Here is a 17,447-nt window from a genome sequence, read left to right as displayed (position 1 = left end):
TGCGCGGTGCCGGTGCGCGGTGCCGGTGCGCGGTGCCGGTGCGCGGTGCCGGTGCGCGGTGGGCGCGCGGCGGGCGCGCCCGTGCAGCCCGGTCAGCCCGGGTCCCTCTGCATAACTCCTGCAGATTCGCGCCGCGACGGATGCGCATCCGCGGAATTCCAGGGCCGGCCCAGGCCGGCGAGACCGAATTGCATGAGTTATGCAGCGGTGCGCTCGGCCACCGGGGGGGCTAACTCAGGAAAACCGGGTGCGATGGGCACCCGGCACCCGGATCAGTGCGGCGACGTACGGATGCCGCGGCGGATCTCCTGAGTTAGCCGCACGGGCCGGTCGGCGAGGCGCCCGCCCGGCGAGGCGAGGCGACCCGCCGCTCCGCCGCTCCGCCGACCCGCTGCTCCGCCGGCGAACCCGCCCTGCGACTACCCGGCGAAGGGGTCCGGGGTGAGGGTGTACTTCGTGGAGAGGTATTCGTGGATGCCCTCGAGTCCGCCCTCACGGCCCAGACCGGACTGCTTGACCCCGCCGAACGGAGCCGCCGCGTTGGAGACGACACCGAGGTTGAGGCCCATCATGCCCGTCTGCAGGCGCTCGATCATCCGCTGGCCGCGGGCCAGGTCCTGGGTGAACACATAGCTGACCAGCCCGTATTCGGTGTCGTTGGCGATGCGCACGGCGTCGTCCTCGTCCACGAACGGGGTGATCGCCAGGACCGGTCCGAAGATCTCCTCGTGCAGGATGTTGCTGCCCGGCGTGACGCCGGAGATCACGGTGGGCTGGTAGAAGGTTCCGATGCCGTCGATGGCGGAGCCGCCGGTGAGGAGCGTCGCGCCCCGGTCCACGGCATCCTGGACCAGCGCGTCAGCCTTGGCGACCGCGGCCTCGTTGATCAACGGGCCGATGTTGACACCGGCCTCGGTGCCGCGTCCCACCGTGAAGTCGTTGACGCGCTCGGTGACCCGGCGGGCGAACTCCTCCGCGATCGACTCGTGCACGATGAACCGGTTCGCTGCCGTGCAGGCCTGGCCCACGTTGCGGAACTTGGCGGCGATCGCGCCTTCGACGGCCTTGTCCAGGTCGGCGTCCTCGAACACGACGAACGGGGCGTTGCCACCGAGTTCCATCGAGGTGCGCAGCACGCCCTGCGCGGACTGCTGGATCAGCTTCTGGCCGACCGGCGTGGAGCCCGTGAAGCTGAGCTTGCGCAGTCGGGGGTCGGCGATGATCGGGTCGGACACCGCGCCCGAGGTCGACGTCGTGATGACGTTCACGACGCCGGCCGGGAGTCCGACCTCCTCAAGCAGTTTCACGAAGTAGAGGGTGGTCAACGGGGTGAGCGCGGCCGGCTTGATCACGACGGTGCAGCCCGCGGCGAGCGCCGGGGCGATCTTGCGGGTCGCCATCGCGAGCGGGAAGTTCCAGGGGGTGATCAGGAAGCACGGCCCGACCGGGTGCTGGGACACGATCATGCGGCCCGTGCCCTCGGGGTTGGTGCCGTAACGGCCCGTGACGCGCACGGCCTCCTCGCTGAACCAGCGCAGGAACTCGCCGCCGTAGGCCACCTCGCCGTATGCCTCGGAGAGCGGCTTGCCCATCTCGATCGTCATCAGCAGGGCGAATTCGTGCTTGCGCTCCTGCATCAGGTCGAAGGCCCGGCGCAGGATCTCGCCGCGAACGCGCGGCGGGGTGGCGGCCCAGCTGGCCTGCGCGTCGACGGCGGCGTCGAGGGCGGCGGCGCCATCCGCGACCCCGGCGCTGGCAATGGTCTTGATGACCTTGCCGGTGGCCGGGTCGTGCACAGTGAGGGTCGCCCCGTCGGCGGCCGGCACCCACTCGCCGTTGATGAACAGTTCGTTGGGAACGTGCTGGAGCAGCTCCGCTTCGGTCACGTGCGTCATTGGTTCTCCCATGGTCGTGTCTTCCCGTCGGTTGACGGTGAAATTCTATCCAAGCCACCGGCTCCGGGTGCGTCCCGGGATTCCGGAGCGCGGCGCATCCGTCGGCCGGCCGCCGGCGCGTCGCCCGGCAGTCAGGTTCCGAACAGGGGCAGCAGCATCCCGCCGGCCATCATCGTCATCGCGAGCGCCATGCTCACGTGCTGGGCTGCCTCCAGCCTGTCAGCAACCGCGATCCCCCGCGACCCCGCCGCGCGCCGCGCCGACCGAACGGCGCTGACCGCCAGGGCGACGGATGCCGCGGCCGCCAGACCGCCGAGCAGCAGTCCGCCCGCTCCGGACAGCGCCAGGCCGTGCCCGCCGTGTGCCGCCGCGTGCACCGCGCTGTGCACCACGCCGTGCAGCACGCCGTCGCTGGCGGGGCTGCCCGCGGCGACCAGCCCCGCCGGGCCGGATGCGGTGACGGATGCGACGGTACCGGCACCTGTACCAGTAGCGGCCGGCAGCATGGCGACCCACATCACGGCCATCAGCAGCAGGGCTGTGGCATGGTGCGCGGCCGCGACTCGCCGTCGCCGGTCGAGCAGGGCCAGCAGCGCCGCGGCGACCATCAGCGCGACCCAGGCCAGCGGGTGCAACCCGGGCGTCCCCGGCAGGACCATGTCCACGGTCGAGGCCGCCATGAGCACCATGGCGGGCACGGCCACGAGGGTGCGGCCGGGTCCGCGCAGCGCGGCCAGCGCGCACACGACGCCCAGGCCGGCCGCCACGATGGCAGCGACCACGCACACGGACACGGACACCCAGATCGCACTCATTAGACCCCAAGATAGGGCGGTCTCGCCCGGGAGTCTTGCCTGTCGGCGCACGGATCCAGGGCGCCAGCGCACGGGTGTCTCACTCGTCCGGAGTTCCAGCGCGCCAGCGCACGCGTGTCTCACTCACCCGGAGTTCCGGCGCGCCAGCGCACGGTGGCCAACTCAGGAGATTCGCCATGAGACCCGGTTGCCGCCGCACTCGTCCGGGCGGAATCGGCCGCCCGCGACCGAATCTCCTGAGTTAGCCCCGGGAGGCAACGCATAACTCCTGCAATTCGGCCTCCGCCGCGGCAGGGTCCCCCGAAAATCCGCGGAAGTTGCTGCGCGGCCCGGCAATCTGCAGGAGTTAGCACGGGCGAAGGTTACGGGAGGTGGGAGGAGGCATGGGCGAGGGCGAGGGCGAGCGCGAGGGCATGGGCATGGGCGAGGGCGAGGGCATGGGCGACGGCGACGGCGACGGCGACGCGGGGCCGCGGGGCCGCGGGGCCGCGGGTGCGAGAATGGCGACGTGTCGACGCCAACGAGTGAGATCAGCCAGCCCGCTGCGAAAGCGGTGCCGCATTCGCAGACCCTGTCCCGCGGCATCCGTGTGCTGGAGATTCTGGCGGACTCCGACACGCCCCTGACCATCGCCGAGGTGGCCGCCGCCCTCGGCGTGCACCGCTCGATCGCCTATCGAATCCTGCGCACGCTCGAAGACCACGGGGTCGTGATCCGGGATGCCGCCGGCGCGGTCCGACTCGGCCCGAGGATGGCCGCACTCGCCCGCGGCGTCTCCCGGGGCCTGCAGTCCGCGGCGCTGCCCGAACTGACGAGCGTCGCCAACGACCTAGGCATGACGGCGTTCGTCGCCGTGCTCGACCGGCGGGAGGTCGTCACCCTGGTCAGCGTCGAACCCAGGCAGGCGCATGCGACGGTCGCGCAGCGCCCGGGCACGCGGCATCCGCTCGATCGCGGGGCGCCGGCCATCGCCATCCAGTCGGTGCTCTCCGCTGACGAGTGGGCCGGGCTGGGCGACGAGGCGCGCCGCAGCGAGGCGCACTCCGTGCGAGAACGGGGCTTCGCCACCAGCCACGACGAGGTCATCCCGGGGCTGGCGTCGGTCGCCGTGCCGCTGACGGTTCCGGGCGAGGCGCCGGCAGCCCTCGCCGTGGTCTACCTCGGCACCGGGCGCAGCGCCGCCGAGATCGGCGCCCGGCTCACGGCTGCGGCCGCCGCCATCACCGCCGACCTGCGTTAGGCGCCCAGACTTCCAGCGGCCCGGTCCCGCGGCATCCCGCAGCATCCGGTCGGGGCCCGCGCCCTCGACCGGCATTCCGCCCGGCACGCCCGGCACGCCCGGCACGCCCGCCCGCAGCATCCGGTCGGGGTCCGCCCCGTCGACCGGCATTCCGCCCGGCACGGCCAGCGGCCCGCACACCCCGCCGGGCTACCGGCCGCCCCAGGCCACCTCGCCCAGAATCCCCTTTGGATAATATACGATCTGTGATACCGTTCTGGAATCGCGCGAGATCGCGCATGAACCCGCAGTGAATTGCAGCTGACACAGCACTCACACAGCACAGACCGCAGTGAAATACGAAGGAGTATTCCATGGCATTGACGACCGATCACACCCAGGCCGAGAACAGGACGAACGCCAAACGGCGCGAGGAACGCCGCGTCCTGGCCGGCACGATGGTGGGCACCACCATCGAGTGGTACGACTTCTTCATCTACGCGCAGGCGGCCGGCCTCGTGCTGGCCGGGCTGTACTTCGCCCCGCTCGCCAATGACAACGCCGGTCTGGCGCAGCTGATCGCCTGGGCGTCCCTCGGCATCAGCTTCCTGTTCCGCCCGCTGGGCGCCGTGGTCGCCGGGCACCTGGGCGACCGCCTCGGCCGCAAGGCCATGCTCGTGCTCACCCTCGTCATCATGGGCGCGGCCACCGCGCTGATCGGCCTTCTGCCGACCTTCGAGCAGATCGGCGTCTGGGCACCGATCCTGCTCATCCTGCTGCGCATCCTGCAGGGCTTCTCGGCCGGCGGCGAGTGGGGCGGAGCCGCGCTGATGAGCGTCGAGCACGCCCCGGTCAACCGCCGCGGATTCTTCGGGGCCTACCCGCAGATCGGCGTGCCGACCGGACTCATCCTGGCGACCGGCGTGATGCTGCTCGTCACCTCCTCGATGAGCGAGGAAGCCTTCCTCTCCTGGGGCTGGCGCACCCCGTTCCTCGTCTCCCTGCTGCTGATCATCGTCGGCTTCGTCATCCGCCGCTCCGTCGACGAAAGCCCCGTCTTCCAGGAGATGCAGGACCGCAAGAAGGAATCGGCCGCCCCGCTGCGCCAGCTCTTCTCCGACCACTGGCGCCAGGTCATCCTGACCGCCCTGATCTTCATCGCCAACAACGCGGCCGGTTACCTCCTGATCGCGTTCTTCTCCTCCTACGCCACGAAGCCGGTCGAGGCCGGCGGCCTGGGCATGGAACGCTCCCCGGTGCTGCTCGCCAGCACCATCGCCGCCGTGTTCTGGCTCGCGTCGACGATGTTCGGCGGCATCCTCTCCGACCGGATCGGCCGCATCCGCACCTTCCAGTTCGGCTACGGCTGGCTGTTCATCTGGGCGATCCCGATGTTCCTGCTGATCGACACCGGCAACATCCTCTGGTTCACGGTCGCGCTCGTGGTCCTGGCCAGCGGCCTCGGCTTCTCCTACGGACCGCAGGCCGCCCTGTACGCGGAGATGTTCCCGGCCCAGGTGCGCTACTCCGGCGTCTCCATCGGCTACGCCCTCGGCGCCATCCTCGGCGGCGCCTTCGCCCCGCTGATCGCACAGCTGCTGCTGGACGAGACCAGCTGGTCCCCGTCGATCGGCATCTACATCATGGTGCTCGCCACCATCTCCTTCATCGCCGTGACCGCGGTGAAGGAGACCCGCGGAGTGCCGCTCGGCATCTCCCAGCACGACTAGACCCGACCAGTACGACTAGACCCGACCAGCACGACCAGCACCACCCGCACCACCAGCACCACCCGCACCACCAGCACCACCCGCACCACCCGCACGACCAGACGCGACACACGCCAGCACGACGAGAAGGGCCGCCGCACTTGACGACATCACCCACATCCGCCAGCACCCTCGGGACGCCGGGCAAGATCATCGCCCTGCACCTGAACTACCCGAGCCGGGCCGCCCAGCGCGGCCGCACACCCAGCCAGCCGTCCTATTTCCTCAAGCCGGCGTCGTCGCTCAGTTCCAGCGGCGCGCCGGTCGAGCGGCCGGCCGGATGCGAGTTGCTGGTGTTCGAGGGCGAGATCGCGCTGGTCATCGGGCGCCGCACCCGCGGCGTCCCACCCGAGGACGGCTGGGCGGCGGTCTCCCACGTCACGGCGGCCAACGACTTCGGCGTGTACGACCTGCGCCACGCGGACAAGGGCTCGAACCTGCGCTCGAAGGGCGGGGACGGTTTCACCCCGGTCGGCCCGGCGCTGCTGTCGGCGCAGGACCTCGACCCGGCCGCGCTGCGCATCCGCACCTGGGTGAACGGCACCCTCGCCCAGGAGGACACGACCGCCGACCTGCTCTTCGGGTTCGGCCGGCTCGTGGCCGACCTGTCCCAGCTGATCACCCTCGAACCCGGCGACCTGATCCTCACCGGCACGCCCGCCGGATCCTCGGTGGTCGTGCCCGGCGACACGGTCGAGGTCGAAGTGGATGCCCCGGGCGCGCCGGGAGCGCCGAGCACCGGCCGCCTGGTCAGCCCGATCACGGCGGGATCGGTGCCGTTTCAGGACTTCGGGGCGAAGCCGCTGGTCGACGATCTGCAGCGCACCGAGGCCTGGGGGTCGGCCGAGGCGGCCGGGCTCGCCCCGGCATCCGTCGCCGCGCCGGCGTTCGACCTCACGGCCGAGCTGAAGGCCCGGATCAACAGCGTCGGCACCGCCACCCTCAGCGCCCAGTTGCGCAAGAGGGGCCTCAACGCCGTGTCGATCGACGGCCTGGGGTCCACCCGGCCGGACGCCCGCCTGGTCGGCCGGGCCCGCACCCTGCGGTACATCCCGGCCCGGGAGGACCTGTTCGAGTCGCACGGCGGCGGGTACAACGCCCAGAAGCGCGCGTTCGACTCGCTCGGCACCGACGACGTGCTCGTGATCGAGGCCCGCGGCGAGCTGGGCACGGGCACGGTCGGCGACATTCTGGCCCTGCGCGCCCAGGTGCGCGGCGCCGCCGGGATCGTGACGGATGGCGGCGTGCGCGACCTCGCGGCCGTCACCGCCCTCTCCATCCCCACTTACCACGCCGGACCGCACCCGGCCGTGCTCGGACGCCGGCACGTGCCGTGGGACACCGACCTGACCATCGCCTGCGGCGGCGCCTCCGTGCAGCCCGGCGACGTGATCGTGGGCGACGCGGACGGGGTGCTCGTGATCCCGCCGCACCTGGTCGAGGAGGTCGTGGCCGCCGCCATCGTGCAGGAGCACGAGGAGACGTTCATCGCCGCCATGGTCGCGGCCGGGCACGGCGTCGACGGGCTCTACCCGATGAACGCGGACTGGAAGGCGCGCTTCCGGGACTGGGCGAAGGAGCAGGCATGACGATCTCGACCGGCGCCCAGACCACGGATGCGTCCCTGAGCAAGGCGCAGCTCGCCCACCAGTGGATCCGGGAGCGCATCACCGACGGCAGCTTCAGCCCGGGCTACCGCCTCGTGCTCGGGCAGATCGCCCGCGAGCTGGGCGTCAGCACGGTGCCGGTGCGGGAGGCCATCCGTTTGCTGGAGGCCGAAGGCCTGGTCACGTTCGAGCGCAACATCGGCGCCCAGGTGGCCATGCTCGACGCCACCGAATACGTCTACACGATGCAGACCCTCGGCCTGGTCGAGGGCTACGCCACGGCGCTGTCCGCGCCGCTGATGGACGCGGACACGCTCGAACGCGCCCGGCTGATCAACGCGGAGATGGCCGACTGCCTGGACCACTTCGACCCGGTCAGTTTCACCCGGCTCAACCGCGACTTCCACTCGGCCCTGTTCGAGGCGTGCCCGAACGCGCACGTCCTCGATCTGGTGCACCGCGGCTGGAGCCGGCTCGGCACCCTGCGCGAATCGACGTTCAGTTTCGTGCCCGGCCGCGCCCAGGAGTCGGTCGCCGAACACGCGGCCCTGCTCGACCTGATCGAGAACGGGGCCGACCCCCTGCAGGTCGAACTCGCCGCGCGCAACCACCGGCTCGGCACCCTCGACGCCTTCCTGGCCCGGCAGCACCCCGCCGCCGCCGCATCCGCAGCAGCACCCGCACCCGCACCCGCACCCGCCTAACCCACCTCTACCTGTTCCCGTTCCCGTCGAGAGTGCCCGTTGCACCGGTCACTCTCGACCGGAACGGGAACACTCACCGGGTCTTGAACGACTTGACCACACTTGCTCCGAAGGGAAAAACAATGAAGTTCCGCACCGACCCGAGCCAGATCAAGGGCTCCATCGCGCCGCTGATGAGCCCGTTCACCGCCGACGGCGCCGTCGACCACGCCGGACTCACCAACCTGGTGAACTGGCAGCTCGCCTCCGGCACCCACGGCATCTCGCTCGGCGGCTCCACCGGCGAGCCGAGCTCGCAGACCATCGCCGAGCGCGCCGCCGCCATCCGCACGGTCGCCGCCGCGATCGGCGACCGGGTGCCCTTCATGCCCGGCACCGGTTCCGCCAAGCTCGACGAGACCCTCGAGCTGACCGCCGCGGCCCGGGACGCCGGCGTCGACGCCGCCCTGATCATCACCCCCTACTACGCCCGGCCCACCCAGGAAGCCCTCTACGTCTGGTACAAGACCGTCGCCGAGGAGTTCCCGGACCTGCCGATCGTGGCCTACAACGTGCCCAGCCGCACCGCCGTGGACATCGCCCCGGAGACCATCAATCGGCTCTACCGCGACTTCGACAACTTCGTCGGCGTCAAGGAGACCACCAAGGACTTCGAGCACTTCTCCCGGGTGCTGCAACTCTGCGGCCCCGAGCTGCTGGTCTGGAGCGGCATCGAACTGCTCTGCCTGCCCCTGATGGCCCTCGGCGGCATCGGCTACATCAGCGCCACCAGCAACATCGCGCCGGTCGCGCACGTCGAGATGTACAACGCATGGATGGCCGGCGACATCGAGACGGCCCGCCGCATCCACTATGGCCTGCACCCCCTCGTCGACCTGCTCTTCGTCGAGACCAACCCGGCACCGGGCAAGTGGGTGCTCGAACAGCGCGGCCTGATCGAGAGCGGCTTCGTGCGCCCACCGCTGATCACCCCGACGGATGCGGGCATCGCGAAGATGAAGACGCTCCTGGCCGCCGGCGAACCGTACCTCTCCCCCGTCGACGGCTTTCAGGTCGCCGGCTTCACCCCGAAGGCGGCCTGAGCCATGACCGAGACAGTCCAGACAGCGCCAGCCACCGCAACGGCGACGGCGACCGCAACGGCGACGGCGACCACGCCGGTCAGCCGGCACGTGCCCGAAAACCTGCCCACCCGCATCCAGCACTTCATCGGCGGACGCTTCGTCGACAGCGTCTCCGGGGCGACCTTCGATGTGCTCGACCCGGTGTCGAACCAGACCTACGCCACCGCCGCCGCCGGCCAGAAGGAAGACATCGACCTCGCCGTCGCCGCCGCGACCGAAGCCTTCGTCAACGGCCCGTGGCCCGGCATGAAGCCGCGCGAGCGCTCCCGCATCCTGAACAAGATCGCGGATGCCGTCGAGGCCCAGGACGCCCGCCTCGCCGAACTCGAGACGTTCGACACCGGCCTCCCGATCACCCAGGCCCTGGGCCAGGCGAAGCGCGCGGCGGAGAACTTCCGTTTCTTCGCCGACCTGATCGTGGCGCAGACCGACGACACCTACCAGGTGCCGGGCAGCCAGATCAACTACGTCTTCCGCAAGCCGGTCGGCGTGGCCGGACTGATCACCCCGTGGAACACCCCCTTCATGCTGGAGAGCTGGAAGCTCGCCCCCGCGCTGGCCTCCGGCTGCACGGTCGTGCTCAAGCCAGCCGAGTTCACGCCGCTGTCGGCGAGCCTGTGGGCCGAGATCTTCCGCGCCGCCGGGCTGCCCGACGGGGTGTTCAACCTGGTCAACGGGCTCGGTGAAGAGGCCGGCGACGCGCTGGTCAAGCATCCGGATGTCCCCCTCATCTCGTTCACCGGCGAGACGACCACGGGCCAGACCATCTACCGCAACTGCGCCGCGAACCTCAAGGGCATGTCGATGGAGCTCGGCGGCAAGTCCCCGGCCGTCGTCTTCGCCGACGCCGACCTCGATGCCGCGCTCGACTCGACCCTGTTCGGGGTGTTCTCGCTCAACGGCGAGCGCTGCACTGCCAGCAGCCGGATCCTGGTGGAACGCCCCATCTACGAGGACTTCTGCGACCGCTACGCGGCCCGCGCAGCCAACATCGTGGTCGGCGACCCGCACGATCCGAAGACCGAGGTCGGCGCGCTCGTGCACCCCGAGCACTACGCGAAGGTGATGAGCTACGTCGAGATCGGCAAGTCCGAGGGCCGGCTGCTCGCCGGTGGCGGTCGCCCGGAGAACCTGCCGGAGGGCAACTACGTCTCCCCGACCGTGTTCGCGGATGTCGCCCCGACCGCCCGCATCTTCCAGGAGGAGATCTTCGGACCCGTCGTGGCGATCACCCCGTTCGACACCGACGAGGAGGCCCTCGAGCTGGCCAACGGCGTCAAGTACGGCCTGGCCGCCTACATCTGGACCAGCAACCTCACCCGGGCGCACACCTTCGCGCAGTCGATCGAGGCCGGCATGGTCTGGCTCAACTCGCACAATGTGCGGGACCTGCGCACCCCGTTCGGCGGGGTGAAGGCCTCCGGTCTCGGCCACGAGGGCGGCTACCGGTCGATCGACTTCTACACCGAGCAGCAGGCCGTGCACGTGACCCTCGGGTCCGTGCACACCGCCCGCTTCGGCGCGCACTAACCCCCTTCCGATCGCGTGAGGGGTCCCATATCGACCTTCCTTGGCCCTGCGAAGGTCGATTTGGGACCCCTCACCTACGCCAACCGACTGAAACTCAACGAGGAGGATTCCATGACCACCACCCCCATCCCCACGCCCACCGCGACCCCGCCGGACATCCTGCGCTGCGCCTACATGGACATCGTCGTCACCGACCTGGCCCGCTCGCGCGCGTTCTACGTCGACGTGCTCGGCCTCGTCGTGACCGAGGAGAGCGACACCGAAATCTACCTGCGCAGCTTCGAGGAGTTCATCCACCACAACCTCGTGCTGCGCCAGGGCCCCGTCGCCGCCGTCGCCGCGATGGCGTTCCGGGTGCGCGCCCCCGAAGATGTGGGCCTGGCCGAGGCCTGGTACCAGGAGCTCGGCTGCCGCACCGAGCGCCGCACGAACGGGTTCGTCAAGGGCATCGGAGACTCCGTGCGGGTCGAGGACCCGCTCGGCTTCCCCTACGAGTTCTTCTACTCCGTGGAGCACGTCGAACGCCTCGCCTGGCGCTACGACCTGCAGGGCCCCGGCGCCCTGGTGCGCCTGGACCACTTCAACCAGGTCACCCCCGACGTGGGACGCGGCCGCGGCTACCTCGAGGACCTCGGCTTCCGGGTCACCGAAGACATCCAGGACGATGACGGCGTCACCTACGCGGCCTGGATGCGCCGCAAGGACACCGTGCACGACACCGCCCTGACCGGCGGCGACGGCCCGCGGATGCACCACATCGCCTTCTCCACGCACGAGAAGCACAACATCATCTACATCTGCGACAAGCTCGGCGCCCTGCGGATGTCCGACGTGATCGAGCGCGGCCCGGGCCGCCACGGCGTCTCGAACGCGTTCTACCTCTACCTGCGCGACCCCGACGGCCACCGGGTGGAGATCTACACGCAGGACTACTACACCGGCGACCCGGACAACCCCGTCGTCACCTGGGACGTGCACGACAACCAGCGCCGCGACTGGTGGGGCAACCCGGTCGTGCCCAGCTGGTACACGGATGCCTCGCTCGTGCTCGACCTGGACGGCAACCCGCAGCCGGTGATCGCCCGCACCGAGTCCAGCGAGATGGCCGTCACGGTCGGCGCCGACGGCTTCTCGTACACCCGTAAGGACGACGTCGAGCACGGCTTCAAGCTGGGCAACACGCTCTAGCGGCCCACTCCGGCCGCCCGTTCCGGCCGCTCCCCGTCTCGTGAGTGTGCCCGTTCCGGTCGAGAGTGCCCGTTGGAACGGGCACTCTCGACCGGAACGGGCACTATCGGGGGCGGACTGCGGGCGGGTCAGACTCTGCGGAGAGGGTGGGGCGGAGCGGGTCAGCGGGTCAGACTGTGCGGAGCTCGCCGCGCACGATCGAGTCGCCGGAGTGCGCCGGGTTGCCGTCGTCGGGCTCGGCGGACACGTCGACCAGCGGGAACTCGGACAGGTCCACTCCGTCCGGAATGGCGAAGTGGCCACTGTCACCGTCGAGCAGGCCGATGCTGATCAGCCCGGACGCGTCCGACTTGATCAGCCACACTTCCCGGAGCCCGGCATCCGTCGCCCCGGTGACATCGACCACCACCTCGCGGTGGCCATCGGCCGTCTTCTCGACCTGGGCGACGCCGCTGGCCGTCCAGCCGGGGAACGGGTCCAGTTCGGCCGTCGCAATCACCGGTGCCGGGGCCTGTTGCCGGAGGGATTCCCACCAGATTCCGCCGCCGATTCCTCCGACGAGGCCGACGATTCCCGCCGCCACCGCCACGGGCAGCCAGACCCGGCGACGACGGTGACGGGCGTGCGATCGCGACCCGGCCCCGATATCGGTGACGGATGCCGACTGTCCCGCCTGGTCAGGACCAGGGGTCGGTCCAGGCTCGGCTACGGCGGCGCGCTCGGGCTCGGGCTCGGCAGTTGCCGACGGCTCGGCTCTCGCTCCCGGCTCGGCAGGCTCTGCAGCTGCGGACGGCTCGGACTCCGCTCCCGGTTCGGCGAGCTCGGCCGGCTCGGCAGGTTCGGTGAGCGCGGCCGGCTCGGCCTCCGCTACCGGCTCGGCCGGCTCGGCCGGCTCGGCCGGCTCGGCCGCCGAAGCGTAGTCGGCGAGCCGCGGCGACGCGGCAACGGCGTCGGTCAGGCCGAGTGCGGAGTGGATCCGCCCCCAGACCTGGTCGCCGGGCTCGACGAGTCGCACTGTGCGGACGGACCGGCCGACGGCCACCGTGTGCTGGAGCGAGATCAGTTCCAGGGCGCACTCGGGGCTTCGCCCGGGGCGGGGGTGCAGCCGGTGAGCAGCACGAGAGCCACAGCGAGCGCTGGGATGCTGCCCGCTGTGGCTCTCATGGTGTCTGTTCCTCGTCCGGCGGGTGTCAGCGGCGGGCGCCGGCGGCGCGGCGCATGCCGACAACGGCTGCGGCGACGAGCCCCATCATGAGGGCCGCGAAACCGCCGACCATCAGTCCGGTCGATTTGCCGGTCTGGTTGGTGGCGACGAGGCCGCCCTCACCGGCGGGGATGCTGTCCGGGTTCGAGTGGAGCCCGTTGATCGTCTGCACGGCGAGCGCCAGGTTTTTGTCGGTCAGGCTGCCCCAGGCGTAGACGATCGTGTTCGTGCCCTCGGCGACGTTGACGTCTGCCGGGCCGATCACCGGGTCGGTGGTTCCGGTCGCGGCGACGGCGGCCGAGATGGTGCCGGCCGGCAGCACGAGCATCGACTCGTTCGGGTTCACCAGATTGGTGATCGCCGCGGCGCCGTTGGCCAGGACGTCGACCGCGGGGGCGGCGGCCACGTGGCGAACCGTCAGACGGCCCTCACCGGCGGCGAGCTGCGAGATGTCGTTGGTGAACAGCGTCGCGGTGGGTTTGCCGTCCGCCTGGAGGTGAGCCGCGGCGGTGTAGTTCTTGCCGGCCTCGAGCGGAAGGTCCACCGGCCCGATCACGGCAGCGCTGGCATCCGTCGCGTCGGATGCGGTGATGGCGACCTTGTAGGTGCCGGCGGCGAGATCGAGCGGGCCGGCGAGGTCGCCCGGCTTGAAGTCGTCGAGGGTGAGCTTGTCGTTCACGTAGACGTCGACGGTGAGGCCGGGAACTCCGTGCAGCACGGACAGCTTCGCGACGTCGTCGGCCGCCTGGGCCGGTGCGATACCGCCGAGCGCGACGAGGGCGCCGAGGGCCCCGGCCGTCATGCCGATCTTGAGGGACTTGTGCATCGTTTCCTCCTGCTTGGGTCTGTAAGGGGGGTCATTCTGGGGAGGGAATCTGTCCCTCTCTTACCCTTACTTCTCCCGCCAGCCCGAAAACGGATGCACATGCATAGAAAAACATTTCGGTGCGGCTGGATTTCGGTGCGGTCAGACGGATGCGTCCCGGGCGGCCGCGCGGTGCAGCGAGATGTCCCGGCGGAAGATGACCATGACCAGCCCCAGCGACACCGCCGACACGGCAGCCCCGCCCGCGAACATGACCTGGTAGCTGAGCCAGGGCTCGAGCAGGGACAGTCCCAGCGGCACGAAGAAGCCGAGGTAGGTGATGCCGTAGTAGACGGCGGTCAGCCGGGCCAGGTGGTCCGGCGGCGCGATCCGCTGCACCTCCTGCAGGCCCGACACCATCAGCAGGCCGTAGGCGGCGCCGAGGAGGGCCGCGGCCGGCAGGATCAGCCACAGCCGGGGCGGGTTCACGGCGACGGATGCGAGCAGCAGAGACCCAACGGTCAGCATCAGGGCGACCATGATGCCGCGGGCGTTGTGCCCCGCGGTGATGCGGTGGCTGAACAGTTGCAGGGACGCGCCCGCCACGAGTGCCACCACGCAGAGCAGGGCCGCGAACGCGACCGGCGCGGACGGGATCTGTCCGGCGGCCAGTGCGGGCAGCACGGCGTACGCGGTCGTGGCCGTTCCGAAGACCCAGGGTGCCACGGGCACGATCAGGAGCAGGAATCGCGGGTACGGGGAGGTGGCCGGGTGGGCCGCCGGCAGGGGGCGGGCCGCGATGCCCCGGCCCCGGGACTCCGGGGTGCGCAGCAGCAGCAGGCCGAACACCACGGCGATGACCGTGTGCGCGGCGTAGGGCAGCACGCCGGGGAAGGGGGCCCACTGGGCCAGCGCGCCGGAGCTCGCCGCCCCGAGGGCGAACCCGAGGGACAGCGCGATCGTCGCCCGCCGCGCCCCCGAGGCCCGGTCGGCCCGGAGGTCGAACGGTTTCGCGGACAGTTCCTTCACCCAGCTGGTGCCGACGGCCATGGCCAGGCCGAGGGCGACGCCGGAGAGGATGCGGCCGGCCAGCAGCATCGGCACGTTGCCCGCGGACAGCGCCAGCAGCACGCTCCCCCCGATCGCGATCCAGGGCGCGGGCAGCATCAGCGGCCGGCGGCCGAACCGGTCAGACAGCGGTCCGGCGATCAGCAGCGCCGGGATGATGCCGAGCACGTAGGCGCCGAGCAGCAGGTTCGCCAGCTGGTTCGAGAACCCGTCGGCCTGGCGGTACATCACCAGCAGCGGGGTGAACTCGTTGCCGCCCCAGGCGACCGCGAAGATCGCCGCCGCCGGTGCCAGCCAGTGCCGCCCGGCCGTCGAGCCCGCACCGGTGGTCGGGCCGGTCGAGACCGCGCCCATCGGCGTCCTTCGCGTCGCATCCTGGATGTCGGTTGTCATGACGGTCCCCCGGTCGGCATTCGGCGGCTTCGGCGGCGAGGCACGCATTGCCCACCCTACGGGAGGCAGCACGGCTCGTTTCGCCAGACGGCGGTGAACCAATCACTGGCGACGACGTCCCGTCGGGTGTACCGTTCCTTTAGCCGATCGACCCCGTCTACACCCCACGTTAATGGGAGTCTCCCGTGCGCCGTATGCCGAGCACCCTCTCCGTCGCCATTACCGCAGCCGTTGCCGCCGCCTCGATCCTCGGCCTGGCCGCCCCCGCCGCTGCGGCCGATCCGCTTACGTTCGCCGTCATCGGGGATGTCCCGTACGGCTCGACGCAGCTCAGCCAGCTCCCCACCGAGATCGCGAACATCAACGCAGACCCCGCGGTGCAAACCGTGTTCCATGTCGGCGACATCAGCAGTCCGCTGGACTGCTCCAATTCCTACTACTCCCTGATCAGGAACCATTTCAACACCTTCTCCGATCCGATGATGTACACCCCCGGCGACAATGAGTGGGCCGACTGCTCACGCGCCCTGGTCGGAGCCGGCAACCCGCTCGAGCGTCTGGCGGCGCTCCGCTCCATCTTCTTCCCGAACCCCGGCGTCACGCTCGGCCAGAACAAGATGGCGGTGACCGCACAGGCGGGCTACCCGGAGAACGTCACCTTCCAGCAGGGCGCCCTGACGTTCGCGATGCTGCACATCGTCGGCAGCAACAACGACCTCAACACCTGGTCCGGCTCATCCAGCGTGGGCACCGCCCAGAGGGACGAGGTCACCGCCCGAACGAACGCGGTCATCTCCGAGATCCACACCGCCGTCGCGAACGCGAAGGCCAACGGCAGCCGCGCGGTGGTCTTTCTCACCCAGGCGGATATGTTCATCCCGGGCACCGGGAACTCGACCTACAAGCAGGCGTTCCAGCCGATCGTGACGGCACTCGCGACGGACAGCCTCAGCTTCGGCAAGCCCGTCTTCCTGTTCAACGGCGACACTCACGGGTTCGTCAACGACCAGCCTCTCAACCGGACCGACAACAAGTGGACGTCCTTCTACGGCACGGTGAAGGTGCCGAACTTCACTCGCATCACCGTCCAGGGCGGAACGTCGGAATGGGCGAAGATATCGGTGGTCGGTACGCCGAACGTGCTGCAGATCCAGCGGATTCCGTACAGTTCGACCCCGCCGCCGCCGCCGGCGAACGTGGCGCCCGTGGCGGCGTTCTCCAGCACCGTGGCCGACCTCACCGCGTCGTTCGACGCGTCCGGATCGAGCGACTCGGACGGCACGATCGCGTCCTACTCGTGGGACTTCGGCGACGGCGCGACCGGCACCGGGGCAACGGCAAGCCACCCGTATGCCGCGGCGGGCACATACCAGGTGACCCTGACCGTTCAGGATAACGGCGGGGCGACCGGGACGATCACGCACGGCGTCACCGTCACCGACCCGGGCACCCCTCCTCCGCCGCCTCCGCCGCCGGCCGGAACCGCCTACGCGACGGACTCGTTCACCCGCACCGTGGCGAACGGGTTCGGCACCGCCGACACGGGTGGGGCCTGGACGACCAGCGGCACCGCCGCGAACTTCTCCGTCACCGGCGGCACCGGCACCATCGCCCTTCCCCGCGGCGCGAACCGATACGCCTACCTCACCGGGGTGTCCGCCACCGACACCGAGATGACGGCCACCGTTACGTTCAACCGGCCCGGATCCTCGAGTGCCTACGTGGGCCTGATCGGCCGCCGCATGGGCACCGGCAGCTACGGCGCCCGGGCCGTCGTGAGCTCCGCCGGATCCGTTCAACTGCAACTCCAGCGCAGCACCGACACCGTGCTGCGCTCGGTCAGCGTGACCGGCCTCACCTTCAACTCCGGCGACCAGCTCCAGTTCCGGCTCCAGGTCACCGGCACCTCACCGACCACCATCCAGGCCAGGGTCTGGAAGACCGGCACGACCGAGCCCGGAGCCTGGCAGGCCAGCATCACCGACACCACCAGCGCACTCCAGACCGCCGGCTCCATCGGCCTCTACAGCTACCTCAGCAGCAGCAGCACCTCCACCAGCCTCCCCATCACCTTCGACAACCTCTCCGCCGGACCCACCGGCTGATCGCCGGCTCGTCGGGGGGCC

Annotated in this window: 14 protein-coding genes; 8 read left to right on the top strand and 6 right to left on the bottom strand. The window is 70.4% G+C overall.

All coding sequences use genetic code 11. The features are described from left to right. Positions 1–419: 419 nt before the first annotated feature. The 3 genes from E3T42_RS04255 to E3T42_RS16880 all read right to left on the bottom strand — a co-directional run bounded on the left by E3T42_RS04255 (position 420) and on the right by E3T42_RS16880 (position 3,231). Positions 420–1,895: an NAD-dependent succinate-semialdehyde dehydrogenase gene (locus E3T42_RS04255; RefSeq protein ID WP_134366601.1), complete on the bottom strand. Its 1,476-nt coding sequence runs from the start codon at positions 1,893–1,895 to the stop codon at positions 420–422. Positions 1,896–2,026: 131 nt separating this feature from the next. After that, complete coding sequence (locus E3T42_RS04250; protein ID WP_134402514.1) at positions 2,027–2,710, bottom strand: hypothetical protein; 684 nt, start codon at positions 2,708–2,710, stop codon at positions 2,027–2,029. A 362-nt stretch (positions 2,711–3,072) separates the two neighbouring features. After that, a complete protein-coding gene (locus E3T42_RS16880) occupies positions 3,073–3,231 on the bottom strand; it encodes a hypothetical protein (protein WP_174776677.1) in 159 nt (52 codons plus the stop codon). A gap of 68 nt (positions 3,232–3,299) precedes the next feature. On the opposite strand from E3T42_RS16880, the gene E3T42_RS04240 reads away from it, so the two are divergent. The 7 genes from E3T42_RS04240 to hpaD all read left to right on the top strand — a co-directional run bounded on the left by E3T42_RS04240 (position 3,300) and on the right by hpaD (position 11,851). Continuing rightward, entirely contained in the window at positions 3,300–3,950 is a 651-nt protein-coding gene (locus E3T42_RS04240) for an IclR family transcriptional regulator (protein ID WP_370261698.1), read from the top strand. Between the two features lie 353 nt (positions 3,951–4,303). Then, positions 4,304–5,659, top strand: a complete 1,356-nt coding sequence (locus E3T42_RS04230) for an MFS transporter (RefSeq protein WP_134402512.1) — start codon at positions 4,304–4,306, stop codon at positions 5,657–5,659. Between the two features lie 140 nt (positions 5,660–5,799). Continuing rightward, entirely contained in the window at positions 5,800–7,287 is a 1,488-nt protein-coding gene (locus E3T42_RS04225) for a fumarylacetoacetate hydrolase family protein (RefSeq protein ID WP_134367295.1), read from the top strand. Beyond that, positions 7,284–8,009 carry a GntR family transcriptional regulator gene (locus E3T42_RS04220; RefSeq protein ID WP_134402511.1) on the top strand — a complete coding sequence of 242 codons (726 nt, stop codon included), beginning with the start codon at positions 7,284–7,286 and terminating at the stop codon, positions 8,007–8,009. Before E3T42_RS04225 ends, E3T42_RS04220 begins: the two co-directional genes overlap by 4 nt. A 122-nt stretch (positions 8,010–8,131) precedes the next feature. Continuing rightward, positions 8,132–9,091, top strand: a complete 960-nt coding sequence (gene dapA / locus E3T42_RS04215; protein WP_134367291.1) for a 4-hydroxy-tetrahydrodipicolinate synthase — start codon at positions 8,132–8,134, stop codon at positions 9,089–9,091. Between the two features lie 3 nt (positions 9,092–9,094). Then, the gene (hpaE, locus tag E3T42_RS04210; protein ID WP_134402510.1) at positions 9,095–10,663 is read left to right on the top strand and encodes a 5-carboxymethyl-2-hydroxymuconate semialdehyde dehydrogenase; all 1,569 of its coding nucleotides are present in this window, start codon (positions 9,095–9,097) and stop codon (positions 10,661–10,663) included. A gap of 111 nt (positions 10,664–10,774) precedes the next feature. Continuing rightward, positions 10,775–11,851 (top strand): 3,4-dihydroxyphenylacetate 2,3-dioxygenase, encoded by a 1,077-nt coding sequence (hpaD, locus tag E3T42_RS04205; RefSeq protein ID WP_134367287.1) that lies wholly within the window; start codon positions 10,775–10,777, stop codon positions 11,849–11,851. A 169-nt stretch (positions 11,852–12,020) separates the two neighbouring features. Here the strand turns inward: hpaD and E3T42_RS04200 are convergent, their stop codons facing one another. The 3 genes from E3T42_RS04200 to E3T42_RS04190 all read right to left on the bottom strand — a co-directional run bounded on the left by E3T42_RS04200 (position 12,021) and on the right by E3T42_RS04190 (position 15,321). Further along, a complete protein-coding gene (locus tag E3T42_RS04200; RefSeq protein WP_166789052.1) occupies positions 12,021–12,866 on the bottom strand; it encodes an anti-sigma factor in 846 nt (281 codons plus the stop codon). A 175-nt stretch (positions 12,867–13,041) separates the two neighbouring features. After that, the gene (locus E3T42_RS04195) at positions 13,042–13,881 is read right to left on the bottom strand and encodes a DUF4397 domain-containing protein (protein ID WP_134402508.1); all 840 of its coding nucleotides are present in this window, start codon (positions 13,879–13,881) and stop codon (positions 13,042–13,044) included. A 141-nt stretch (positions 13,882–14,022) separates the two neighbouring features. Continuing rightward, on the bottom strand, positions 14,023–15,321 hold the full coding sequence (locus tag E3T42_RS04190) for an MFS transporter (protein ID WP_241975823.1): 1,299 nt from the start codon (positions 15,319–15,321) through the stop codon (positions 14,023–14,025). 194 nt (positions 15,322–15,515) lie between these two features. Between E3T42_RS04190 and E3T42_RS16980 the strand changes: the two genes are divergently transcribed. After that, entirely contained in the window at positions 15,516–17,426 is a 1,911-nt protein-coding gene (locus tag E3T42_RS16980; protein ID WP_198418090.1) for a PKD domain-containing protein, read from the top strand. Positions 17,427–17,447 lie beyond the last annotated feature (21 nt).

Source organism: Cryobacterium sp. TMT4-10 (genome assembly GCF_004403275.1).
GTDB lineage: Bacteria > Actinomycetota > Actinomycetes > Actinomycetales > Microbacteriaceae > Cryobacterium > Cryobacterium shii.
This window is presented reverse-complemented; position numbering and strand designations above follow the sequence as displayed.

What these genes read in the sequence shown, in the direction of transcription:
- E3T42_RS04255 (WP_134366601.1), bottom strand. Translation starts at nt 1,895, where the DNA reads ATGACGCACGTGACCGAAGCGGAGCTGCTCCAGCACGTTCCCAACGAA.
- E3T42_RS04250 (WP_134402514.1), bottom strand. Translation starts at nt 2,710, where the DNA reads ATGAGTGCGATCTGGGTGTCCGTGTCCGTGTGCGTGGTCGCTGCCATC.
- E3T42_RS04230 (WP_134402512.1), top strand. Translation starts at nt 4,304, where the DNA reads ATGGCATTGACGACCGATCACACCCAGGCCGAGAACAGGACGAACGCC.
- E3T42_RS04220 (WP_134402511.1), top strand. Translation starts at nt 7,284, where the DNA reads ATGACGATCTCGACCGGCGCCCAGACCACGGATGCGTCCCTGAGCAAG.
- dapA (WP_134367291.1), top strand. Translation starts at nt 8,132, where the DNA reads ATGAAGTTCCGCACCGACCCGAGCCAGATCAAGGGCTCCATCGCGCCG.
- hpaE (WP_134402510.1), top strand. Translation starts at nt 9,095, where the DNA reads ATGACCGAGACAGTCCAGACAGCGCCAGCCACCGCAACGGCGACGGCG.
- hpaD (WP_134367287.1), top strand. Translation starts at nt 10,775, where the DNA reads ATGACCACCACCCCCATCCCCACGCCCACCGCGACCCCGCCGGACATC.
- E3T42_RS04195 (WP_134402508.1), bottom strand. Translation starts at nt 13,881, where the DNA reads ATGCACAAGTCCCTCAAGATCGGCATGACGGCCGGGGCCCTCGGCGCC.
- E3T42_RS04190 (WP_241975823.1), bottom strand. Translation starts at nt 15,321, where the DNA reads ATGACAACCGACATCCAGGATGCGACGCGAAGGACGCCGATGGGCGCG.
- E3T42_RS16980 (WP_198418090.1), top strand. Translation starts at nt 15,516, where the DNA reads ATGCCGAGCACCCTCTCCGTCGCCATTACCGCAGCCGTTGCCGCCGCC.